General features: G+C 68.5%; 11 protein-coding genes. 7 read left to right on the top strand and 4 right to left on the bottom strand.

The genetic code is table 11. The features are described 5' to 3' along the window. Positions 1–51: 51 nt before the first annotated feature. Positions 52–789 (top strand): class I SAM-dependent methyltransferase, encoded by a 738-nt coding sequence (locus tag R3E10_14055; protein MEZ4416869.1) that lies wholly within the window; start codon positions 52–54, stop codon positions 787–789. Here the strand turns inward: R3E10_14055 and R3E10_14050 are convergent. After that, positions 773–1,678 (bottom strand): hypothetical protein, encoded by a 906-nt coding sequence (locus R3E10_14050; protein MEZ4416868.1) that lies wholly within the window; start codon positions 1,676–1,678, stop codon positions 773–775. The two genes, R3E10_14055 and R3E10_14050, sit on opposite strands and share 17 nt — an antisense overlap. After that, the gene (locus R3E10_14045; GenBank protein ID MEZ4416867.1) at positions 1,675–4,410 is read right to left on the bottom strand and encodes a hypothetical protein; all 2,736 of its coding nucleotides are present in this window, start codon (positions 4,408–4,410) and stop codon (positions 1,675–1,677) included. The genes R3E10_14050 and R3E10_14045 overlap by 4 nt, the downstream gene beginning before the upstream one ends. A gap of 74 nt (positions 4,411–4,484) precedes the next feature. Between R3E10_14045 and R3E10_14040 the strand changes: the two genes are divergently transcribed. From R3E10_14040 to R3E10_14020, 5 genes are all read left to right on the top strand, one after another. Next, positions 4,485–7,472 (top strand): PEP/pyruvate-binding domain-containing protein, encoded by a 2,988-nt coding sequence (locus tag R3E10_14040; GenBank protein ID MEZ4416866.1) that lies wholly within the window; start codon positions 4,485–4,487, stop codon positions 7,470–7,472. Then, on the top strand, positions 7,469–8,836 hold the full coding sequence (locus R3E10_14035; protein ID MEZ4416865.1) for a serine hydrolase: 1,368 nt from the start codon (positions 7,469–7,471) through the stop codon (positions 8,834–8,836). The genes R3E10_14040 and R3E10_14035 overlap by 4 nt, the downstream gene beginning before the upstream one ends. Further along, positions 8,833–9,795: a serine hydrolase gene (locus R3E10_14030; protein MEZ4416864.1), complete on the top strand. Its 963-nt coding sequence runs from the start codon at positions 8,833–8,835 to the stop codon at positions 9,793–9,795. The genes R3E10_14035 and R3E10_14030 overlap by 4 nt, the downstream gene beginning before the upstream one ends. Positions 9,796–9,943: 148 nt before the next feature. Further along, positions 9,944–13,249, top strand: coding sequence for an amidohydrolase family protein (locus R3E10_14025; protein MEZ4416863.1), 3,306 nt, complete (start codon positions 9,944–9,946; stop codon positions 13,247–13,249). A 296-nt stretch (positions 13,250–13,545) separates the two neighbouring features. Continuing rightward, positions 13,546–14,667 carry a serine hydrolase domain-containing protein gene (locus R3E10_14020; GenBank protein MEZ4416862.1) on the top strand — a complete coding sequence of 374 codons (1,122 nt, stop codon included), beginning with the start codon at positions 13,546–13,548 and terminating at the stop codon, positions 14,665–14,667. A 43-nt stretch (positions 14,668–14,710) separates the two neighbouring features. Here R3E10_14020 and R3E10_14015 read toward each other — a convergent pair whose 3' ends face one another. Both R3E10_14015 and R3E10_14010 read right to left on the bottom strand, forming a co-directional pair. Next, the gene (locus R3E10_14015) at positions 14,711–15,367 is read right to left on the bottom strand and encodes a DoxX family protein (protein MEZ4416861.1); all 657 of its coding nucleotides are present in this window, start codon (positions 15,365–15,367) and stop codon (positions 14,711–14,713) included. A 74-nt stretch (positions 15,368–15,441) separates the two neighbouring features. Continuing rightward, a complete protein-coding gene (locus tag R3E10_14010) occupies positions 15,442–16,962 on the bottom strand; it encodes a LuxR C-terminal-related transcriptional regulator (protein ID MEZ4416860.1) in 1,521 nt (506 codons plus the stop codon). A gap of 124 nt (positions 16,963–17,086) precedes the next feature. Between R3E10_14010 and R3E10_14005 the strand changes: the two genes are divergently transcribed. After that, on the top strand, positions 17,087–18,508 hold the full coding sequence (locus tag R3E10_14005; protein MEZ4416859.1) for a hypothetical protein: 1,422 nt from the start codon (positions 17,087–17,089) through the stop codon (positions 18,506–18,508). The last annotated feature ends 45 nt before the right edge of the window (positions 18,509–18,553 follow it).

The following is an 18,553-nucleotide window of genomic DNA, read 5'->3' as shown; positions in this document are numbered from 1 at the left end:
CCGGCCGACCCAGGAGCGTGCATTCCGGGATGCGGGTGTGCATTCTATGCCATGCCGGCCTTCAAGGACCACTTCTCCGGACACGCGCCCGACTATGCGCGCTTTCGACCCGACTACCCGGAGGCGCTGTTCTCCTGGCTGGCCGGGCAGTGTCCCGCTCGTCGGATGGCGGTCGACATCGGCTCAGGCAACGGGCAGGCGGCGCTTCCGCTGGCGGGTCGCTTCGAACACGTCGTGGCCACCGACCCCAGCTTCCGCCAACTCGGTGAAGCGCCCGAGTCCCTTTGGAGGGTGGTGGCGCTGGGAGAGGCCCTGCCCTTGAGGGACCGCGGCGTCGATCTGATCGGTGTAGCGCAGGCGCTCCATTGGCTGGACGCTCAGCGCTTCGGTTCCGAGGCGCGGAGGGTGCTCAAAGCGGGCGGGATCCTGGCGGCGTGGACGTATCGCTGGTTCCGGATGGCGCCCCCCTATGGCGAGGCCGTCGAACGGTTCTACGCGCGAGTCGCGCCTTGGTGGCCTCCCGAGCGGCGATTGGTGGAGGAGGGCTACGCACCCGTTCCACTGCCCGGTGATCCCGTCGCGGTCCCTGAGTTCAAGATGCGAGAGGAGTGGGCCCTCGAACGGGTGGCAGGCTACCTGCGCACCTGGTCGGCCACCAAGCGCTTCCAGGCGGATCGAGGCACCGACCCCGTTGACGTCTTCGAGTGCGAGGTGGATCTCGTGACCACGGGTCGGACCCGCGTCCCCGTCGAGTGGGACCTGGTGCTGCGGGTCACACGGATGTCGTGACCCGGCGTTCGGCCAGCAGGACCTGCTGGGCCAGGCGCGCCATGAAGCCGATGGCGAGTCCGAAGTGGTCGTCCAGCGTGTCCAGGAACGAGTCCTTGGAAAGCTCGAACGCGAGAACGGGCGTTCGGGCCCGGACTTCTCCCGTGAACGGTCGACCGGCCAGCATCTCCAGAAGCGCGACCGCCCCGAGCGGCGCAGGCGGTCCCTGTGCCTGCGTCGGGTCCACCCACTCCAGATCGCCCTCGCACAGGAGCAGCATCGAACGGGGCACGACCTGAGTAGTGGACATCACGGTCTCCCCGGCATGGGCGCGCGTCACGGTCACTTCTCGGGCCATTTCCACCAGGGCTTCCATGTGTGTCGGTGGAAAGAGCGCCAGCTCTCGGAGCTGCAGAACGCGGCGGACGATGTCGAGCTCCGCGGTGGGAGCAGGCACCGACGCCGCTTCAGGGCCTCTCACGTGCGGGAGGCCGGCCTGAGCCTGGAGCGCCCGGGTCGCGAGCGAGCCCAACGTCGCTCTCAACAGGCCGAAATGGCGCTCCCACAGCTCGAGCTGGACGTCCCAATCCAGGCGCAGGATCACCGTATCCGAGATCGCGATCCCTTCGAGCTCCGAGCTGCGGCCCGCGAGCCCCTCGACGACGCCGATCGTCTCGTCGCGACGAGCCCGTCGCTCGCCCCCGGGGCCTCGAAGAAGGAGATCGCCGCTCACCAGGAAGTGAAGCACCTCGCGCGAGGCGCCGGGTGCGAAGAGCGTGCCCCCTGCCGGGACGAGCAACTGATCGGCGCGATGGGCGAGAGCCGCCAGCTCGTGCGGCGGAAGCTGGCTCAGCGCCGGCACGGTTCGCAGATGGAGCAACGGTCCGAAGAAGAGCGGGCTGTCTCTCATCGTTCACCGAGGGGGCGAGCCGCAGGGGTCGCACGTTCGTCGCCAGAGGGACGAGGCACCACCGCCGTGACGGACGCGGGATCGAGCTGGCCGATCCGTGCGGCGGCGAACACGGAGAGCGTCGGGAACCCGGCCTCCGCCAGCTCCTGGAGCACCACCCGGTAGGGCCGTGTTCCTTTCACGGTGTGGACCACTCGTCCGTCGCCCGTCAGGTCGTCGACGATCTGGAGCAGCGCCTCCCGTAGAGGCGGGAGGACCAGCAACTCGACCAACTCGCGACTGCTGGCCCGAGTCACCGGAGAAGGGCTTTGGAACCCGAGAAAGATCCGCCGGAAGTCGTCATCGTCCTGGATCAGATTCAGCAGGCGGAACGCACGCTCCAGCGCGTGGGCTTGCTTGTCGCGCACGAAGTCGGAGAGCGCCCGGTGGAGAGGCGAATCCAAGCGCGCGTCGTCGATCGCGCTCTGCGCCAGCTCGCGACGCCAGGCGAGCAAGCGTAGTCCGGCTCTCAGGTTCCACTCCAGCGCGCGCTCCAGGGGTGCACGCGGCAGCGGCAACATCGGCTGATCGACTCTCCAGCGGCCCAACGCGCGCAGGATGCGGTACCGGATCAAGCCATCCGTTTCAATATCCAGTCGCCGCAGCAACAACGCAGCGGCTTGCGTGGTGCGAAAGGCGGCAATGGCGCGGGGCACATGCTTGCGGACGCGTGGATCGAGCGCTTCGTCGGCCAGCTCGTCCGCGAGTCGCGCCAGGGCGCTGCTTCCGAGGGTGATCAAGCTGGCGCGCGCCTCGGCGCGTACACTGTGCCGGGCCAGCAGGCCCAGCAAGGCGGGGAAGTAGCGGGGACTGGGCGCTTCACGCATGGCGCGCACCGCCGCCAGGGACGTTTCGTCGTCCGAGCATCCCGCGAGCTGAATCAGCGCGTCCTCCACCGCCGGGGCCGGTACGGCCGCCGCGGCCCCAGCGACGGCGCGCGTGACCTCCCAGGCCCCGGATCGGAGCGCACCGTCGAGGAGCGACGCCAGTTCCACCGGGTCTGCCCAACCGTGGGAGAGCCGTGCGACCAGCGCCGTGGCGCTCACTCCCGGATCCACGTCTGCCGCGGCGCGCTCGAGGCGCCCCCGATCCGGGTGCACGGCGCCGAGCGTTCGCAGCGCCGCGGCGCGCACTCTCGGGTCGGCATGCGCCTCCAATCGGTCCAGAAGCGGCGAGAAGTCGTCGCGACCGCCGGCCGTCATCAGCGTCAGCGCCCGCTCCACGACACGGCCAGAAGGATGATAGAGGATCAGCGCTGGAATCACGCCGGCTTTGCCCTGCGCGCTCAACACATCCAGCGCGGCGAGCACGCGATTCTCATCAGGGTCGTTCAGGGTGGAGAGCAGGGTTTCCAGCGACGCCAGATCGAGCGCGGGCATGCGTACCTGGTCGGTGGTCCGCTCTTCCTGCAGCTGTTCGCGGAACGCGCGTAGGTAGTGGCCACGCAGAGTGAGCGCCAGCACCAGCCAAGCCAGGGCGGACAGCGCGGTGAGCGTAGCGAAGGTGGCCTCGCGGGCCGATACGGACAGGACCATGAGGATCAGAACGGATCCGAGGGCTTGCCCCCCCCGTTGTCCGATCACGTCCACCACAGACTTGACCCGTGCGCGCAGGTCGGGCGAGATCGGAAAGAACAGTACCTCCGCCCCGGTCCGGTACAGCGAGTGGCGCAGGGCGCCGTCACCGGATTTCAGAACGAGTGCGAGCGTCAGTCCACCCCCGGCGGCGAGGCCGACCGCCGACGTGAGGAGCACCGCCGGCACCACGGCCAGGGCGCCGTTCACACCGACCCAGCGCAGCAGGCGAGGCACCAGAAGCAGCTGCACCAGCAGGGACGCCAGGTTGAGCGCCAGGTACACGGAGGAGAAGAACTCCTCGAGTCGCTGCGGAGCGATGTAGCGGTCGGCCGCACTCTTGAACACGAAGTCTACGAACGTGAAGGTGACCGTAGCGGCCAGGATCAGGCCCGCGACCCGACGCAGGTAGGGCTGCAACCACACGGCGCGGGCGGCGCGCGCCACGTCTCCCATGCGCTCCAGCGCGCCGTTTCCGTCAGCGGTGTCGTGCACCTCCAGAAAACGCGGGGGGACGGTGGCGGCCAGAAAGACCGCAGCGGCAGCCAGCACGAGGTGTTGGGCGGGTACGACCTCGGCCAAGGCCAACGCGGCACCTGAGCCGACGATGGCGCCCGCTACGCTTCCCGCCCCCACGAACGCATAGATGCGCTTGGCCTGGGTGACGGTGAAGAGCCCCCCCAGGAGAGTCCAGAACCGCACGATGACCAGGGTCGCCAAGACGCCGGACCAGACGTAGACCGCGTAGTAGATCCAGGGGCCCGCGACGAAGATGGCCAACCAGAATGCGAGGGTGCCGAACGCTGCGAAGAGCAACCAGGCAGTGAGCTCGTTGCGGGCGGGGATGCGGCGGGCGAGCTCGTGCTGCCGTGTGGTCAGAAACAGGGCGCCGACCGCGATGAGCAGATAGACCCAAGGAAGTCGGCGGGCGGAAAGGCTGGCCAGGAATAGCGCGTCGCGGGCGGTCTCGAGCAGGCTGTGCCCGGCCATGAACCCGAAGAGCGTCAAGAAGGCGCTACCAGCGCTTCGGCGCTCTTCCGGTCGGATCCGGGCTGCCAGTTCGAACGCTCGACGGGCGAGCGTTCGGGGCAGTGAGAAACGACCGGCTTCGCTATTCACGGCGCTAAACTTGCGGTAGATTCGCGGTCCGTCCAATGGGGACGCTTCCGGTGCACCTTCGGGTACCCGTCACGATGCGATTCGCATTCCTCCTGCTGGTGGCTTGGCCGTTCGGCCTGGCCGCGCAGGCATTCCCCCCGCCCCTCACATCGCAAGAGGTCGCGCAGGTCCGCGAGCGCCTGGCGGCGTTCCGCGTCGACCCCCGTGGGCCCTACCTCCGGATCCGCTGGTTTTGCGCGGACGGGACCACGGCCGCTCCTGTCACCGGTACCGCCGTCAATCCGTGCGTGGAGCGAGGCGGTGGCGTCCAGCATGCCGAGTTCAAGCCGGAGGCGGTGGCGCTGGGGCGTCTGGGCTTCCACCCCGGGACCCTGTTGCAGGCGATCACGTTCGAGCAACTGCTGGACGCCGAGCGCGGCAACTCCTGGCTCCGTGAGTTGCCGCTCCAGCAGTTCTTGTTCGAGGTGGACAACGGGTGGGTGCTGGAGCGAGCCCAGTACTACCGCGGCGCTCGTCAGATCGAGGACGAAGAGGCCAAAGGGAAGGAGATCCTGGAGCGTTTGCTGGCCGATCCGGGCTGGACCCGAAGCCACTACCTCCTCGCGATCCAGTCCGTGGCGACCATCGCCCACCCCGGATCGTCCGGAGACCGGAGCACCCAGCGCATCCGGAATCTCGCCACGGAGATCGCGGTCCTGGACAACCGCTTCTTCGAAGTGCGCATCAAGATCCACTCCTTCCCCTCCGAGACCGACCTGATCGCAGTCCGGGAGTTCAGCGCCCGCAGTGGCCTCAACGCCGAGGCGCGCTCCCGCTTGGGCGAGCTCCAGGAGCTTTTGGAGGCGCAGTACGACCCGGCGGTCGGCGGCCAGCGGGTGACGTCCTTTGCGCGGCGGGTGCCGCGCGCGTTCCGTCAGCCCTTCGACCAGCTCGCGCCCGGCGTCGGTGCTTCCGAGCCCGATTCCGCCCTGGCCGCTGCCGGCGCCCTGCTGCGAGCCATCCGGGATCACGTGACCACGAGCCGGGACGGTCGCGGGAACCTCGTGTTGCTCGACCTCGCCCTGACGGTCCAGGAGAGAGCGTTCACGTTGGCCCAGGCCACGGCCGCGGGCGACGCCCCCACCCGCGACCAGGGGCTGCGGCGGCTGATGGCGCTGGCGGATGTGGCCCAGGGAGCGGGATTCCTGTCGGGTCGTGAAGGCGAGGCGCTGCGCACCGCCGTGGCCGAGCTGCGTGCGGCCCCGGCTCTGACCGCGCTGGAGTACCGCAGCGCGCTGGCGTATCTGGCTCGCGCGCTCGACTGGGGGTGGGGGACGGCCCGCGCCACCTTCGGGCCCGTGCAGGAACGCTACCAAGCGGTCGAACCCAAAGCCGCCGGGTTCCTGGATGCGTTGGTCCGGGGATCGGCGCTGCTCCAGCTCTCGCTCCACATCGACGCCCTGGTCACCGATGCCGACCTGGTGCTGGAGGCTCCCCACCGCCTGCTGGGGAGGAACGTGACCAGCGGCGCACGAGGCTTGAATCCGGGGTTGGCGCTACGTCCGCTGGAAGTGGCGGACCTGCACGATCTCGAGTCCGCCCAGAGCGACCGGATCTACGTCATCCCGGCCACCACGCCCGAGCTGCGGCCAGTCGCCGGGGTGTTGACCTTGGATGAGGGCAATCTGCTTTCGCACGTCCAGCTTCTGGCCAGGAACCTGGGCATCCCCAACGCGGTGGTCAGCTCGGCCTATCTCGATCAGCTGCGCCGCGTCTCCGGTCAGGACGTCCTGTTCGCCGTCTCGCCGCTGGGTCGGGTCTTTCTGGAGCGCCCGGACCAGGTGCAGGGCCCCGAGCGGGCGCTGATCGACGCGACCCGCGTGGAGCCGCCGCCCAGGCTGCGGCTCGATACCTCGCGGCTGCACCTCGACCGGTGGCAGCCCGTGCCCCTGGACAGTCTGCGGGCGTCGATCTCGGGTGTGCTGGTGGGCCCGAAAGCGGCCAACCTGGGCGAGTTGGCCTATGCGTTCCCAGACCACGTGTCGCGTGGCGTGGCGCTCCCCTTCGGGATGTTCGCCCGCCACGTGGACCGGCCCTTCGAGGGGAGCGAGACCACGGTTCTGCAGGCGCTCCGGGAGGCGTACACCACGGCCGCGACCATGACGGCGGGCGGCGCCTCCGAGGCCGAGGTGGACGGGTACATGTTCGAGCGACTCGCCTGGGTCCGCCGGGCCATCGAGGCGCTCCCCTGGCAGCCGGACGTGCAGGAAGCGATCGCAGCGGCCGTGCGGACCACCTTCGGTGGCGAGCCCACCGGCGGCGTCTTCGTGCGCAGTGACACCAACGTCGAGGATCTGCCCCAGTTCTCGGGCGCCGGCCTCAACCTGACGGTGGCCCACCGGCGGAGCGTGGACGACATCCTGAGTTCCGTAAAGCGTGTCTGGACATCGCCTTTCTCCGAGCGGGCCTACCTCTGGCGCAAGCAGATCCTGGAGGAGCAGGGCTCGGTCTATCCGTCGGTGCTCCTCCTGGAGAGCATCCATTCGGACCGGTCCGGGGTATTGATCACGTCTGGGCTTCAGTACGGGCCGGACTCCCTCACGGTCGTCACCGCCGAGGGCGTCGGGGGCGCGGTGGACGGGGAGGAGGCCGAAACGGTGGTTCTTCCACGGAACGCCACCGGCGGGCTTCTGCTAACCCAAGCCAAAGCGCCTCGGCGCCGGGCGCTCGTCGATCGCGGGGCCGGCGGCACGGAATGGCGAGTCGCTGCCTTGCCCGACACGCTGCTCGGAGAAAGCGACCTGGAGCAGCTGCGGAGCGTGGTGCGCGAGTGGGAGCGGCGCCTGCCCCCCGAACAACACGATGAGGTCTGGGACATGGAGTTCGGATTTGAAGGCGGCAAGCTCTGGCTGTTCCAGATTCGGCCGTTCGTTCGCTTCCGGAGCTCCGAGTTGATGGGCACCCTCTCCCTCCTGGATCGCCAAGCGCTGGAGAACGGCTCGCGCCCTGTCGATCTCTCCGCCCCCGTGCAACGACTCCCCGTGCTCGAGCGAGACGGCCTCATGCGGGAGCTGTCGCGTTGAAGTCGCAGCGCCGCTGGCGGGTCTCGCGGGGGCGGGGTCTTTCCGCTCTGGGCGGGCTGTGCCTGGCCGCCGCGGCGGTCGTGGCTCTGCCCGGTAGGGCCGACTCCTATCCGCTGGACGGGTACGAGCGCACCGGCATCCGTCGGCTGCGCGTCTATCGTCAGATCAACGACGGGGCCTTGCCGGGCAACATTCGTCTCAAGCCCGGAGCTCAGCTCCCCAGCAGCGCCATCCGCTTGCGGCTGGCCGATACGAATCCCTCGTTCGACGTAGGGGCGGATACGCCGCGCGATGCCGCGCTGCAAGAGGGGATCGAGCGGATCGTCGGGCGGCGACACTCCTCCTACCGCGTCGCGGTGCTGGACATCACCGATCCCCAGCATCCGCGCTACGCTGCGGTCAAACCCAACGAGGGCTACATCCCCGGGAGCGTGGGCAAGCTGCTGGTGATGACAGGGCTGTTCAACGAGCTGAGGAAGCGTTTTCCCACCGACTTGGCCGCCCGCGAGGAGTTGCTGCGCACCACCCGGATCGTCGCTGACGCCTGGGTCATGCCGAACTCCCACGAGGTCCCGGTGGTCAACGAGGACATGACGCGCGTCACCCATCGCTCCATCCGCATCGGCGACGAATTCACGCTGTGGGAGTGGCTGGACCACATGGTCTCACCCAGCTCCAACGCAGCGGGGTCGATGGTGTGGAAGCACGTCCTCCTCATGAACCATTTCGGGTCGCGCTACCCGGTGTCCAAGGAAGAGGAAGACGCCTTCTTCGCCAACACCCCCAAGGCCGAGCTCACCGATCGGGCCATCGAGGTGCTGGAGGCGCCCCTGCGGGAGATGGGCCTCGATACCGAACAGCTCCGCTTGCGCACGTTCTTCACCCGGGGTGCCGAGCGGATCATTCCGGGGCGCTCCAGCTACGCCACTCCACAGGAGTTGGTGCGCTGGCTGCTCAAGTTGGAGCAGGGCAAGGTGGTGGACCGCTGGAGCAGCGAGGAGATGAAGCGGCTGCTCTACTTCACGCGGCGGCGCTATCGCTACGCCTTCTCTCCCGAGCTCGATCAGGCCGCGGTCTACTTCAAATCCGGATCCCTCTATCGATGCCGTCCCGAAGAGGGGTACTCCTGCGGCCAGTACCGCGGCAACGCCGAGAACCTGATGCATGCCGTGGCCATCGTGGAGGCGCCGGCGCGACCGGACACAGTACAGCATGTCTACCTCATCTCGATGATGAGCAACGTGCTCAAGGTCAATTCAGCCAGTGAGCATGCCGAGCTGGGCACACAGATCGAACGGTTCATCCGGGGTCTGCATGTGCCGGCGTCCGGCTCCACCGAATCGTCAGCGGAGGTCCGTCCTTGAAGACGCGGGTCCTTCTATTCTTCGTGCTCGCCCTTTGGCTTCCGTCGACTCCGGCCCTGGCGCAGCGTGTCGGGGATTCGGGCGCAAGCAGCGTCCCCGTGCGGGCGAGTGGTGGGGGCACCCTGGAGAGCTTCTCGTTTCCCGATCCGGACGCGAGTCTGCAACGCGGCCTGGAGCGGGTACTGGCCCGGGCACCCTTCCGCGATCTGGTGCGGCAAGGGGCATTGTCGGTGGCGCTCATCGACCTGAGTGATCCGGAGCACGTCCGCTACGCCGGATACGACGAAGACCACATGCGCTACGCGGCGAGCCTGCCGAAAATCGGCATCCTGCTCGGTGTTTTCGATCAGGTCGAAAAAGGCGAGCTGGAGTACACGCCGGAGCTGCGTAGGGATCTCGAGTTGATGATCCGCAACTCGTCGAACCAGAAGTCGAGTGAGTTGATCCGTCGCGTCGGGTTCCAGACCATCGCAAACGTGCTGCAGGAGCCGCGCTATCAGCTCTACTCCCAGGCGCGCAACGGCGGCATATGGGTCGGAAGGGGCTACGGCGGGATGGGCCTGTGGCGTCGCGATCCGATTGCGCAGCTGTCACACGGGGCGACGGCCCGGCAGGTGGCGCGCTTCATGGTGATGATGGATCAGGGTCTGCTGATCAGTCCCTGGGCGTCCGCGGAAATGAAGGACATCATGGGCGAGCCGGCGATCCACCATAAGTTCGTGGCCGGGTTGGATGCCCGGCCGGGGTCGCGCATCTACCGGAAGTCCGGGACCTGGAGCCGCTGGCACGCCGATGCCGCCTTGGTGGAGCGGGACGGAAAGAAGTACGTGGCGGTGGGGCTGTTGGAGACCGAACGCAATCCGGGCTACCTCCGCGACCTCATCGTGTCCCTGGACGACCTGGTCTTCCGGCCCAGCGCGTCACCGCGGGTGGTGGGTTCCTCCAACGAGGAGCGGTAGCAGGCACCGCCGCTACCCTGGTTCCCGTCCGCTACGCGGGAGAGGTACGCTCGGCGCTTGCGGAGGCCGGGAAGGCGCCCGACCGTGGGTGGTTCCCCATCGCCCGCGCCCCGGCGGGCACTACCCCGAGCGTCAGCGAGTTCCGTCCATGCGGCCTTTCCGAATCCCGTCGGCCATCGGTGTCTGCCTGTTGTTCGCCTCGACGACCGCGGGGCTCCACGCGCAGCAGCCGACCGACAGCACCAAGCCCAAGCGCGATCTGCCGTTGGTACCGGAGCGTACCGTGGAGTTCGACACGGACGAGGGGACCTGGATCTCGCTGGATGTGACGCCCGACGGGCAGAGCATCGTCTTCGAGCTGCTGGGAGATCTGTACCGCCTGCCCATGGAGGGCGGGGACGCCGTGCGCCTTGCGGAAGGCCAGGGCTACGACAGCCAACCCCGGGTGTCGCCGGACGGCCAGTGGATCGCCTTCATCTCGGACCGGGACGGGGCGGACAACCTGTGGGTGGCGAAGATCGACGGCACGGGTGCACGCAAGCTCACCCGGGAAAGCCAGAACGCGGTCATGTCCCCGGCCTGGACCGCGGACTCTCAGTACATCGTCTACACGGAGCGGGCTCGCAGCACCGAGTTGCACATGGTGCACGTGAACGGCGGCAGTGGCCTCACGCTGGGCGGGGGCAGCGCGCCCGGGGGTGGGGGTGCCGGCGGGGGCGGCGGACGTCCCGCGGAGTTGGGGGCGGTGCTCTCGGCGGACGGGCGCTACGTGTATGCGGCGCGCGCGGCTGGAGGGCAGGGCGGGCGCTTCCCCCTTTGGCAGGTGGCGCGTCGCGACTTGCGCAGCGGTGACGTGGACGTCCTGACCCAGAGCGAAGGCAGCGCCATCCGTCCGCTTCTGTCGCCGGACGGCACGCAGCTCGTGTACGGCACGCGGCACGAGACGCAGACCGGCTTGCGAATTCGCGATCTGGAGAGCGGCGCGGACCGTTGGCTGGTCTACCCGATCCAACGTGACGAACAGGAGACGGGCGGAGCGCCCAGCCGCGACGTGCTCCCCGGCTACGCCTTCACTCCCGACGGGAGCGCCGTTCTCTTCACGGAGCAGGGTCGTATCAAGCGCGTTTCGGTCGCCGATGGCAGCGTGCGCGTCATCCCCTTCAACGCCCATGTGTCCCTCGAAGTCGGTCCGGAGTTGAACTTCCCGTACCGGGTGCCCCAGGGGCCGGTGCGCGCTCGTCTGGTGCAAGATCCACGGCAGTCACCGGACGGTCGGCGATTGGCGTTCTCGGTACTGACCAAGGTGTACGTGATGGACCTGCCGGACGGAGAGCCCCGCCGTTTGACTCGCACGGACGCCTGGGAATTCAAGCCGGTGTGGTCGCCCGATGGCCGTTGGATCGCGTATGTGACCTGGGACATGCAGGGCGGGCACATCTGGAAGATGCGTTCGGACGGTCAGGGGCAGCCGCAGCGCCTCACAGAGCACGAGGCCTTCTACACGGATCTCGCCTTCTCGCCCGACGGAACCCGTTTGGTGGGCCTGCGGGCCAACGCGTACATGCGTCACCAGACGTTCTCCGAGTTCGGAGGACTGCGTGTTCCGCTCGACCTCGTATGGCTGGACGTCAACGGTGGGGACGTGCACCTGGTCTCGCCGGCCCGAGGCCTCGGCGTCCCGCACTTCGGGAACGACCCAGACCGGATCTTCGTCTACTCCAACGACGGGCTGATCTCACTGCGCTACGATGGCAGCGACCGCCGCACCCATCTGAAGGTGACCGGGCCGCCCAGTCCGCGAGCGCCCCAGCCGCCCGCGGCCGAGGCCGTGGTCATGCGGCCCGACGGGAAGTGGGCGTTGGCCGCGGTCGGGAACCAGCTGCACGTGATGGCCGTGCCTCCCGTGCAATCGGATCCGGCCAGCGTCGCGATCCGCAGCCCCTCGATGCCGACCAAGCGAATCACCGACATCGGGGCCGACTACTTCGCCTGGGCCGACGGAGGGGAGACCATCACCTGGGCGATTGGCTCCACGTACTATCGGCGGCCCTTCGCCAGTCTCGACTTCACGCCCGAGGAGGGAGGAGCGCGTGCCGGCGCGCGCCCGGACACCGCGAGTGCGGACTCGAGCGCGGCCAAGCCCGCCCTCGACGACGATCCGGCGGTCGAGGCCGTCGAAATCGTGATGGAGTTCCCGCGCGCCACCCCGTCGGGGACGATCGCGCTACGCGGTGCCACGGTGATCACGATGAACGGGGATCAGGTGATCCCCAATGCGGATCTGATCGTGACCGACAACCGCATCGTCGGGCTGGGCGCCCGGGGTTCCGTGCCCATCCCGAGCGGCGCGCGCGAGGTGGACGTGTCGGGGCGCTTCATCGTACCGGGGTTTGTCGATACGCATGCGCACTGGGAGTTCCGCACCCACGACGTGCTGGAGCCCCAGAACTGGTCCTTGGTGGCCAACCTGGCCTATGGCGTGACGGCGGGCCTGGATGTGCAGACCTCGACCAACGACTACTTCGCGTATCAGGACCTGGTGGAGACGGGGCAGGCGGTGGGGGAGCGGGCATTCATGACTGGTCCCGGGGTGTTCAGCTCCAACGACTTCCAGAGCTATGAGGCCACGCTCAGCTATCTGAAGCGCTACAAGCACCACTATCGCACGCCCAACATCAAGTCGTACATGGTGGGCAACCGCAAGCAGCGACAGTGGGTGGTGCAGGCCTCCAAAGAGTTGCAGCTCATGCCCACCACGGAAGGGGGGCGGGATCTCAAGCTCGATCTCACGCACGCCATCGACGGATTCCACGGGAACGAGCACACCCTTCCGGTCGTGCCGCTCTTCAAGGACGTGCGGGAGCTGTTCGTACGCACAGGGATCGCCTACACGCCTACGCTGCTCGTGCAATACGGCGGCCCCATCGCCGAGGAGTACTTCTACACCACCACCGAGGTGCACGACGACCCCAAGCTCAATCGCTTCTATCCCCACAACGTGCTGGACGACATGTCGCGCCGACGCGGGCGCTGGGTGCGGGAGGACGAGTTCAGCTTCGACGAGGCCGCTGCCGCCGCCGCCGAGATCCAACGCGCAGGCGGTTTGGTAGGGGTGGGGGGGCACGGCCAGCTGCAGGGTCTCGGCTATCACTGGGAGATGTGGGCACTGGCGATGGGGGGCATGACTCCGCGAGAGGTGTTGCAGGCCGCGACTATCGACGGGGCCAAGATCATCGGGTTCGCGGAGGACCTCGGCAGCCTCGAGGTGGGCAAGCTCGCGGACCTGGTGGTGCTGCGCCGGAACCCGCTGGACGACATCCGCAACACCAACTCCGTCCACTATGTGATGAAGAACGGCGAGCTCTACGACGGCGACACCCTGGACCAGGTCTGGCCCGTGGAGAGGCCGCTCGCTCCGTTCTGGTGGTGGAGCGCGCAGCCGCCGCGGCATTGAGCGTACGAGGGGCTGGATGATGAGGCGTGTGGCTTTGGGGCTTCGGGGCGGAGCCGGGCCTTTGCTCACGAGGGCTGGGACCGTGGGGAGCGGTATTGACCGCCGGCGGTGCGTTGCTCGGGGGGTGGGCCGGTTCCACGCTGCCTCGCTGGATCAGGGTCTATCCAGGCTAGGTGCGGCGGGGCGCACTCCCTGCGGGAGAGCTTGATGCGCGAACCGGCTGTCGAAGGCGGGGTAGGACTGAAGGTGTGTCATCCCCTGGACCTGATCGGTGCGGGACAGCGGGGGTGGGTCGTATGTGCGGGGTGGGAGCGCTTCGTTCGGTCGTTGCCTTCGTAGCCGTCGTAGGCGGTGCTTGCCTGGAGGGGTGCCGCGATCCGGCCGGCCCGGAGCATCGCGATGATATCGCGGCCTGGATGCAGTTCTACGGCATCAATGGTGTGAGCGTCGCAGTCATCCGGGACTTCGGCCTGGACTACGCGGAGACCCACGGAGTCAAGAGCGGCGCCACCCGGGATCCCGTCACCGAGCACACGCTCTTTCAGGCGGCATCGCTGACCAAGGCCGTATCGGCAGTGGGCATCGTACGCCTGGCCCAGGAAGGCGCGCTGTCGCTGGACCAGGACGTGAACGACTACCTCACGTCCTGGCAGGTTCCTGACAACGGCCTGCAGGCCGCTGAAAAAGTCACGCTGCGGCGGCTCCTCAGTCACACGGCCGGCACCACCGTGCATGGATTCCGCGGGTACCGCTACGGTGAGGCGGTCCCCTCCCTCGTTCAGATCCTGAACGGTGAGCCACCCGCGAACTCTCCTCCGGTGGTGGTGGAGTCGGTGCCGGGAACCCGGTTCAGCTACTCGGGAGGCGGGTACGAAATCGCCGACCTGGTGGTGCGAGACGTCACTGGCGTGCCTTTCGCCGAGTTCGTACGCGAACGCGTGCTCACTCCCATCGGCATGTCCGAGAGCACCTATGAGCAACCGCTGGCAGAGGCGTGGCGGGACAGGACCGCATCGGGCTACTACGCGAACGGCAGCGCCGTGCCCGGTGGCCACCATATCTACCCGGAAAGCGCGGCGGCGGCGCTGTGGACGACGGCGTCCGACTACGCGCGCTTTCTCATCGAGCTCCAGCTTTCTCTGCGTGGGCAGTCGAACAGAGTGCTTTCGCGCGAGAGCGCGGAGATGCTGATCGCCGAAGTCAGAGAACGCTATGGACTGGGCGTTGGCCTGCGATCCATCCACGGTCAGACGTACCTCTGGCACGCCGGTGCCAACGACGGCTTCCGCGGAGGGATGTTGGCGCATCCCACCCTCGGCTACGGCCTTGTGGTTCTGACCAACAGTGATCGTGGGGACGAGCTGACGGAAGCGGTGATCGCGGTCATCGGAAAACGGGAGCACTGGCCGGGCTACTAGGCGAGCTCTGCACAGGTGCGGGGCCCTGCGCGCAACAGGTCGCTTACCGGACGCTCCCGGGGTCGGGTGTGTGCCGCATCGCCGCTTGGATCCATCCCGCCAGCACGAGCAGTGCCGCCAGCGCGCCCGTGACCAGGGCGGGGAGTACCACACCGCGTGGTACCAGGCCTCGGATGGCCGTCAGAACCACCAGCGCGGCCGCCCCTCCCACCAGATAGCCAGCGATCTCGACGCGCGTGAGCACCAGCGGCGGTGTGTCGCGACGTGACGTGGGCCACACCATGGGCTTGAGGCGGTCGTAGTCCCAGCAGAGCAGGAAGAACGCCGCCAACAGCATGGGTCCGGTCACGAACGGTGTGCCCGTGAAGCCCACCGCCACAGTGATCACGAAGATGTTGAGGATGATGGGAAAGAAGAGAACCGCCCCCACGGTGGCCGTGGCCGGGATCAGCAGCAGGACACCGGCCGTGAACTGGCTCCACCCGATGAACTGCCACCAGGCCCCGGTCCGGTGCAGCGCGTCGAAGAAGTAGCCGACCGGTGTGTCCAATCCCAGGCTGGTGAAGCGGTGACCCAAGATCTTCGTGATCGAGGGCGGAATGAACCCGACCGCGAGCAGGATGCGGCTGACCACCGCGAGGCGCTGGAAGAACGGATTGGCACGGGCCTGCGCGTGCAGGCGGTCGAGAAACGCTTCCATGGTCCGGCTCCGGTGGTGGGGTCCTCTCTGAGATACGGGGGGACGACGGGGGCAGGTTTCGGTGGCCGCTTCGGTCAGAGCAAGCCGCGACGGCGGGCATGGGCCAGCGCCTGCGTGCGTGAGGAGGCGTCCAGTTTCACGAAGAGCGCACGGAGGTGGGTCTTTACCGTGCTCAGAGACAGACCGAGCTCCCGAGCGATGGCCTTGTTGGAGCAACCTCGTGCCAGGCTCGACAGCACCAGGCGTTGTCGTTCGCTGAGCGGCGGCAGTGCGGACGGGTCGGGAGCGGGGTCGGTCGCAGCGTGCACACGACGGGCCTGGGCGACGGCGGCCCCGGTGCCGTGGGCGGCGTCGTGCAACAGATCCAGGCGCCGTGGATCCCCTTCCAGGTAGACCCGCACGAACGATCCGCGGGCACCGCGCGTGAGCGCCTCGCTCCAGCGAGTCTCGGCCTCCCCGTAGCGGCCGAGCGCGTGCAAGGCCACTGCCTCCGCGCTCAAGGCACGCACTGCGTACCAGTGGCGAAGCGATCCGCTGGCCCGCAGCAGATGGGGCGCCGTGGCGAGGAGCGCCTCCCAGTCGCCCAGTCCCTCCAATACGGCCAGCAGGTGCTCGAGCTCGTGAAGCCGGGCCGCCAGCGCGCGGCTCTCGCTGCGGGCCAGCTCTTCGGGTCGGTAGTCGTAGGTTCTGAGCCAGTCCGCCAAAGCGCCCAGATCGCCGGAGCCCAGGCGGGCGCGCACGCGGACGGCCGCCAGCCACTCGCGGTTCCGTAGCGTCATGGGCTCGGCTACGATGCGCTCCAACTCGTCGAGCCACCGCTCGGCCGCGGCCCCGTCGGCGCGGGCGGTAGCGACGGCTGCGCGGACGCGCGCGACGCCGCTGCGCACGCCGCGCCCGTTGGGCCCCGCCAACTCCCAGGCACGAGCGAGCGCGTCCTCCGCCTCCTGCAGGCGATTCCACTCGAAGAGCACATAGCCACGAAACTGATGGGCGAGCGCGACCGCGGGGCCGCTGGCGAGACCACTCGCATCCGCCAGGGCAATGGCGGAGGCACAGGCGTCGAGGGCAGCGTGGTAGCTCCCGCCCATGAGATGGACCGTACCCATCAGAGCGCGCGCGCTGATGGCCAGGTGGGGGTGCTCGATCCGGTCCGCTACCTGCGAAAGCTGCTCGAGCGCCCGGTCCCGGAGCATGGGATCCCCGGTGAAGCGGAACGCGCCCTGGAGCAGGCTGCCGATATAGAGCGTGAGCCAGGGACGTGAGGGTACGCTCGCGTCCGCCGCAGCGGCTGCGTCCGTCACCAAGTCCTCTACGCGTCCTTCACGCAGAGCGAGCGTGGCGCTGCCAGCCCGTTCGAGGGTCACGAGCAGCCGGCTCTCCTCGTGCTGGCCCGGCGGAGGCTCCTGCTCCGCGTTCGCGGCTGAGATGCGTATGGGGGCCTGCGTCAGCAGCGCGCGGAGCAGTTGCAGGATGCGGGTAGGAGGGCCGGACTCCCCCGCTGTGGGGTCGTCCGTCCCGGGAGCCTCGAGGGCGGCGAGCGCTCCCGGACGGTCGCCTCGATCGAGCCGGTCCAGCACGACCCGGTAGGGAGGCATCCGTCCTTCCCGTGTCTCCGCCACTCGTCCCCCCCTCGTCCGTTTGGTCGATACCACGCGTCGGCGGCCGTCCCACAGCTTCGAAGCTACGCCGGTAGACGAACCGTGTGCCAAGGGAGGCGGAATGACCGGGTCGAGGGGATGGGTGGGCGGTGCGCTGGTTGGGGGCCTGCTGTTGGGCTTGGTGCTGGTTCCGGACCCGATCGACGGGCAGGTGGCGGCTGCGGACGCACGTGCCCTCGTGGAGCGGGCCGCCGCGCGCATGGGAGGAGCCGCCGAGCTGCGCGCGGTGGAGCGGGTTCGCCTCGACATGATGACGTGGTGGCAGCGCACCGAGTTTCGAGGGACCCCGGCGGCCGATCGGCCCTCAGCGGAGCCACACACCGATGTGCGCGACTACGGGCTCGACGCCTGGCGCAACACGCGGGAGTTCGGCGCTCGCAACATCGTCAACGTCGTCAGGGACAGTATCGCCATCACCGATTTCGGAACGGGTTTCCAGCCCCAGAGTGTCGCGTACGTGGACGAGCGGGACGAGCTCTTCCTCTACACGCCCGACCGCCTGATCCTGGCGCTCCTCGCGGCGGCGGATCTGCGCATGGGGAGCGATACCACGGTCGCGGGAGAGCGCTACGACGTGGTGGGCGCCACGGTGCTGCAGGGCCTGCCCGTCGCCGTCGGTTTCCATGGGGGCACCGGCCTTCCCGCCTTCCTGCGATTCCAGAAGGGGCATCCCAACGACTTCGGCCTGGTCCCCTGGGGCGACATGGAGGTCGAGATCTGGTACGCGGGTTGGCAGACGTTCGGCGCGCTGAGCATCCCCACGCAGTGGGACATCCGGCGGAGCGGCCGCCCGTACAAGCGCATGACGGTCGAGCGTGCGGTCTTCAACCCAGAGTTCGCGGCCGACTCCTTCGAGATTTCAACCGCGCTCAGGCAGGCCTACCTGGAGGCCCGCCGTCCCATGCACGACCGCGCCATCGACTCCGTGAGCGTGGCCACGCCCGGTCTCGTCCGGATCCACGCGTTCGGCTTTCCTGCCGGCACGCTTCAGGTCGGAGGCGGCTCCCTGCTCCTCGAGGCAGGCCAGGCACCCCTCAATCTGACGCGCGCGCGGGAAGCGCTGTCCGGGCACGGAGTCCCTTCGGTACAGGCAGCCTTGGTGGCGGCGGCCCGAACCGGGAACGGCGGTGTGGTCGCTCTGGTTCGCGAGGGCACGCCGGTCTACACGTCGGCGGCGGCCCGGCCCTTCCTCGAGCGCATGCTGGAGAATGCCGGCGAGCGCGTGCGCGGCATCACCGTGGTAGACGAGGGACGGTGGCTGGAGATCGAAGGCGGCCGCGTGCGACTGGAGCCGATCGACCTGCCCGACGCACACGGTTCGATCCTCCTGTATGCCCCGCAGCAGCGCTGGGTCTATGCGCCGGATGCCGTCACGCCGCTCGATGTGCGGATGGTCCGCGAGCGGATCGCAGCGCTGGCCTGGGAGGTGGAAGCCGTGGGGACGGCCCGCTCGCTGTGGACGCCGCTGGTCCCGGGCGACTGAGGCGTGCACCGCAACGGAGCCCGTTGTCCGGATCCGACGCGTTCG

This window comes from Gemmatimonadota bacterium, assembly GCA_041390105.1.
GTDB lineage: Bacteria > Gemmatimonadota > Gemmatimonadetes > Longimicrobiales > Gaopeijiaceae > JAGQIF01.
The sequence above is the reverse complement of the archived record's forward strand: the minus strand, read 5'-3'. Positions and strand labels throughout refer to the sequence as shown.

Excerpts from the sequence above, each read along its gene's own strand:
- R3E10_14055 (MEZ4416869.1), top strand. The coding sequence starts at position 52 with ATGCCGGCCTTCAAGGACCACTTCTCCGGACACGCGCCCGACTATGCG.
- R3E10_14050 (MEZ4416868.1), bottom strand. The coding sequence starts at position 1,678 with ATGAGAGACAGCCCGCTCTTCTTCGGACCGTTGCTCCATCTGCGAACC.
- R3E10_14040 (MEZ4416866.1), top strand. The coding sequence starts at position 4,485 with ATGCGATTCGCATTCCTCCTGCTGGTGGCTTGGCCGTTCGGCCTGGCC.
- R3E10_14025 (MEZ4416863.1), top strand. The coding sequence starts at position 9,944 with ATGCGGCCTTTCCGAATCCCGTCGGCCATCGGTGTCTGCCTGTTGTTC.
- R3E10_14020 (MEZ4416862.1), top strand. The coding sequence starts at position 13,546 with ATGTGCGGGGTGGGAGCGCTTCGTTCGGTCGTTGCCTTCGTAGCCGTC.
- R3E10_14015 (MEZ4416861.1), bottom strand. The coding sequence starts at position 15,367 with ATGGAAGCGTTTCTCGACCGCCTGCACGCGCAGGCCCGTGCCAATCCG.
- R3E10_14010 (MEZ4416860.1), bottom strand. The coding sequence starts at position 16,962 with ATGCCTCCCTACCGGGTCGTGCTGGACCGGCTCGATCGAGGCGACCGT.
- R3E10_14005 (MEZ4416859.1), top strand. The coding sequence starts at position 17,087 with ATGACCGGGTCGAGGGGATGGGTGGGCGGTGCGCTGGTTGGGGGCCTG.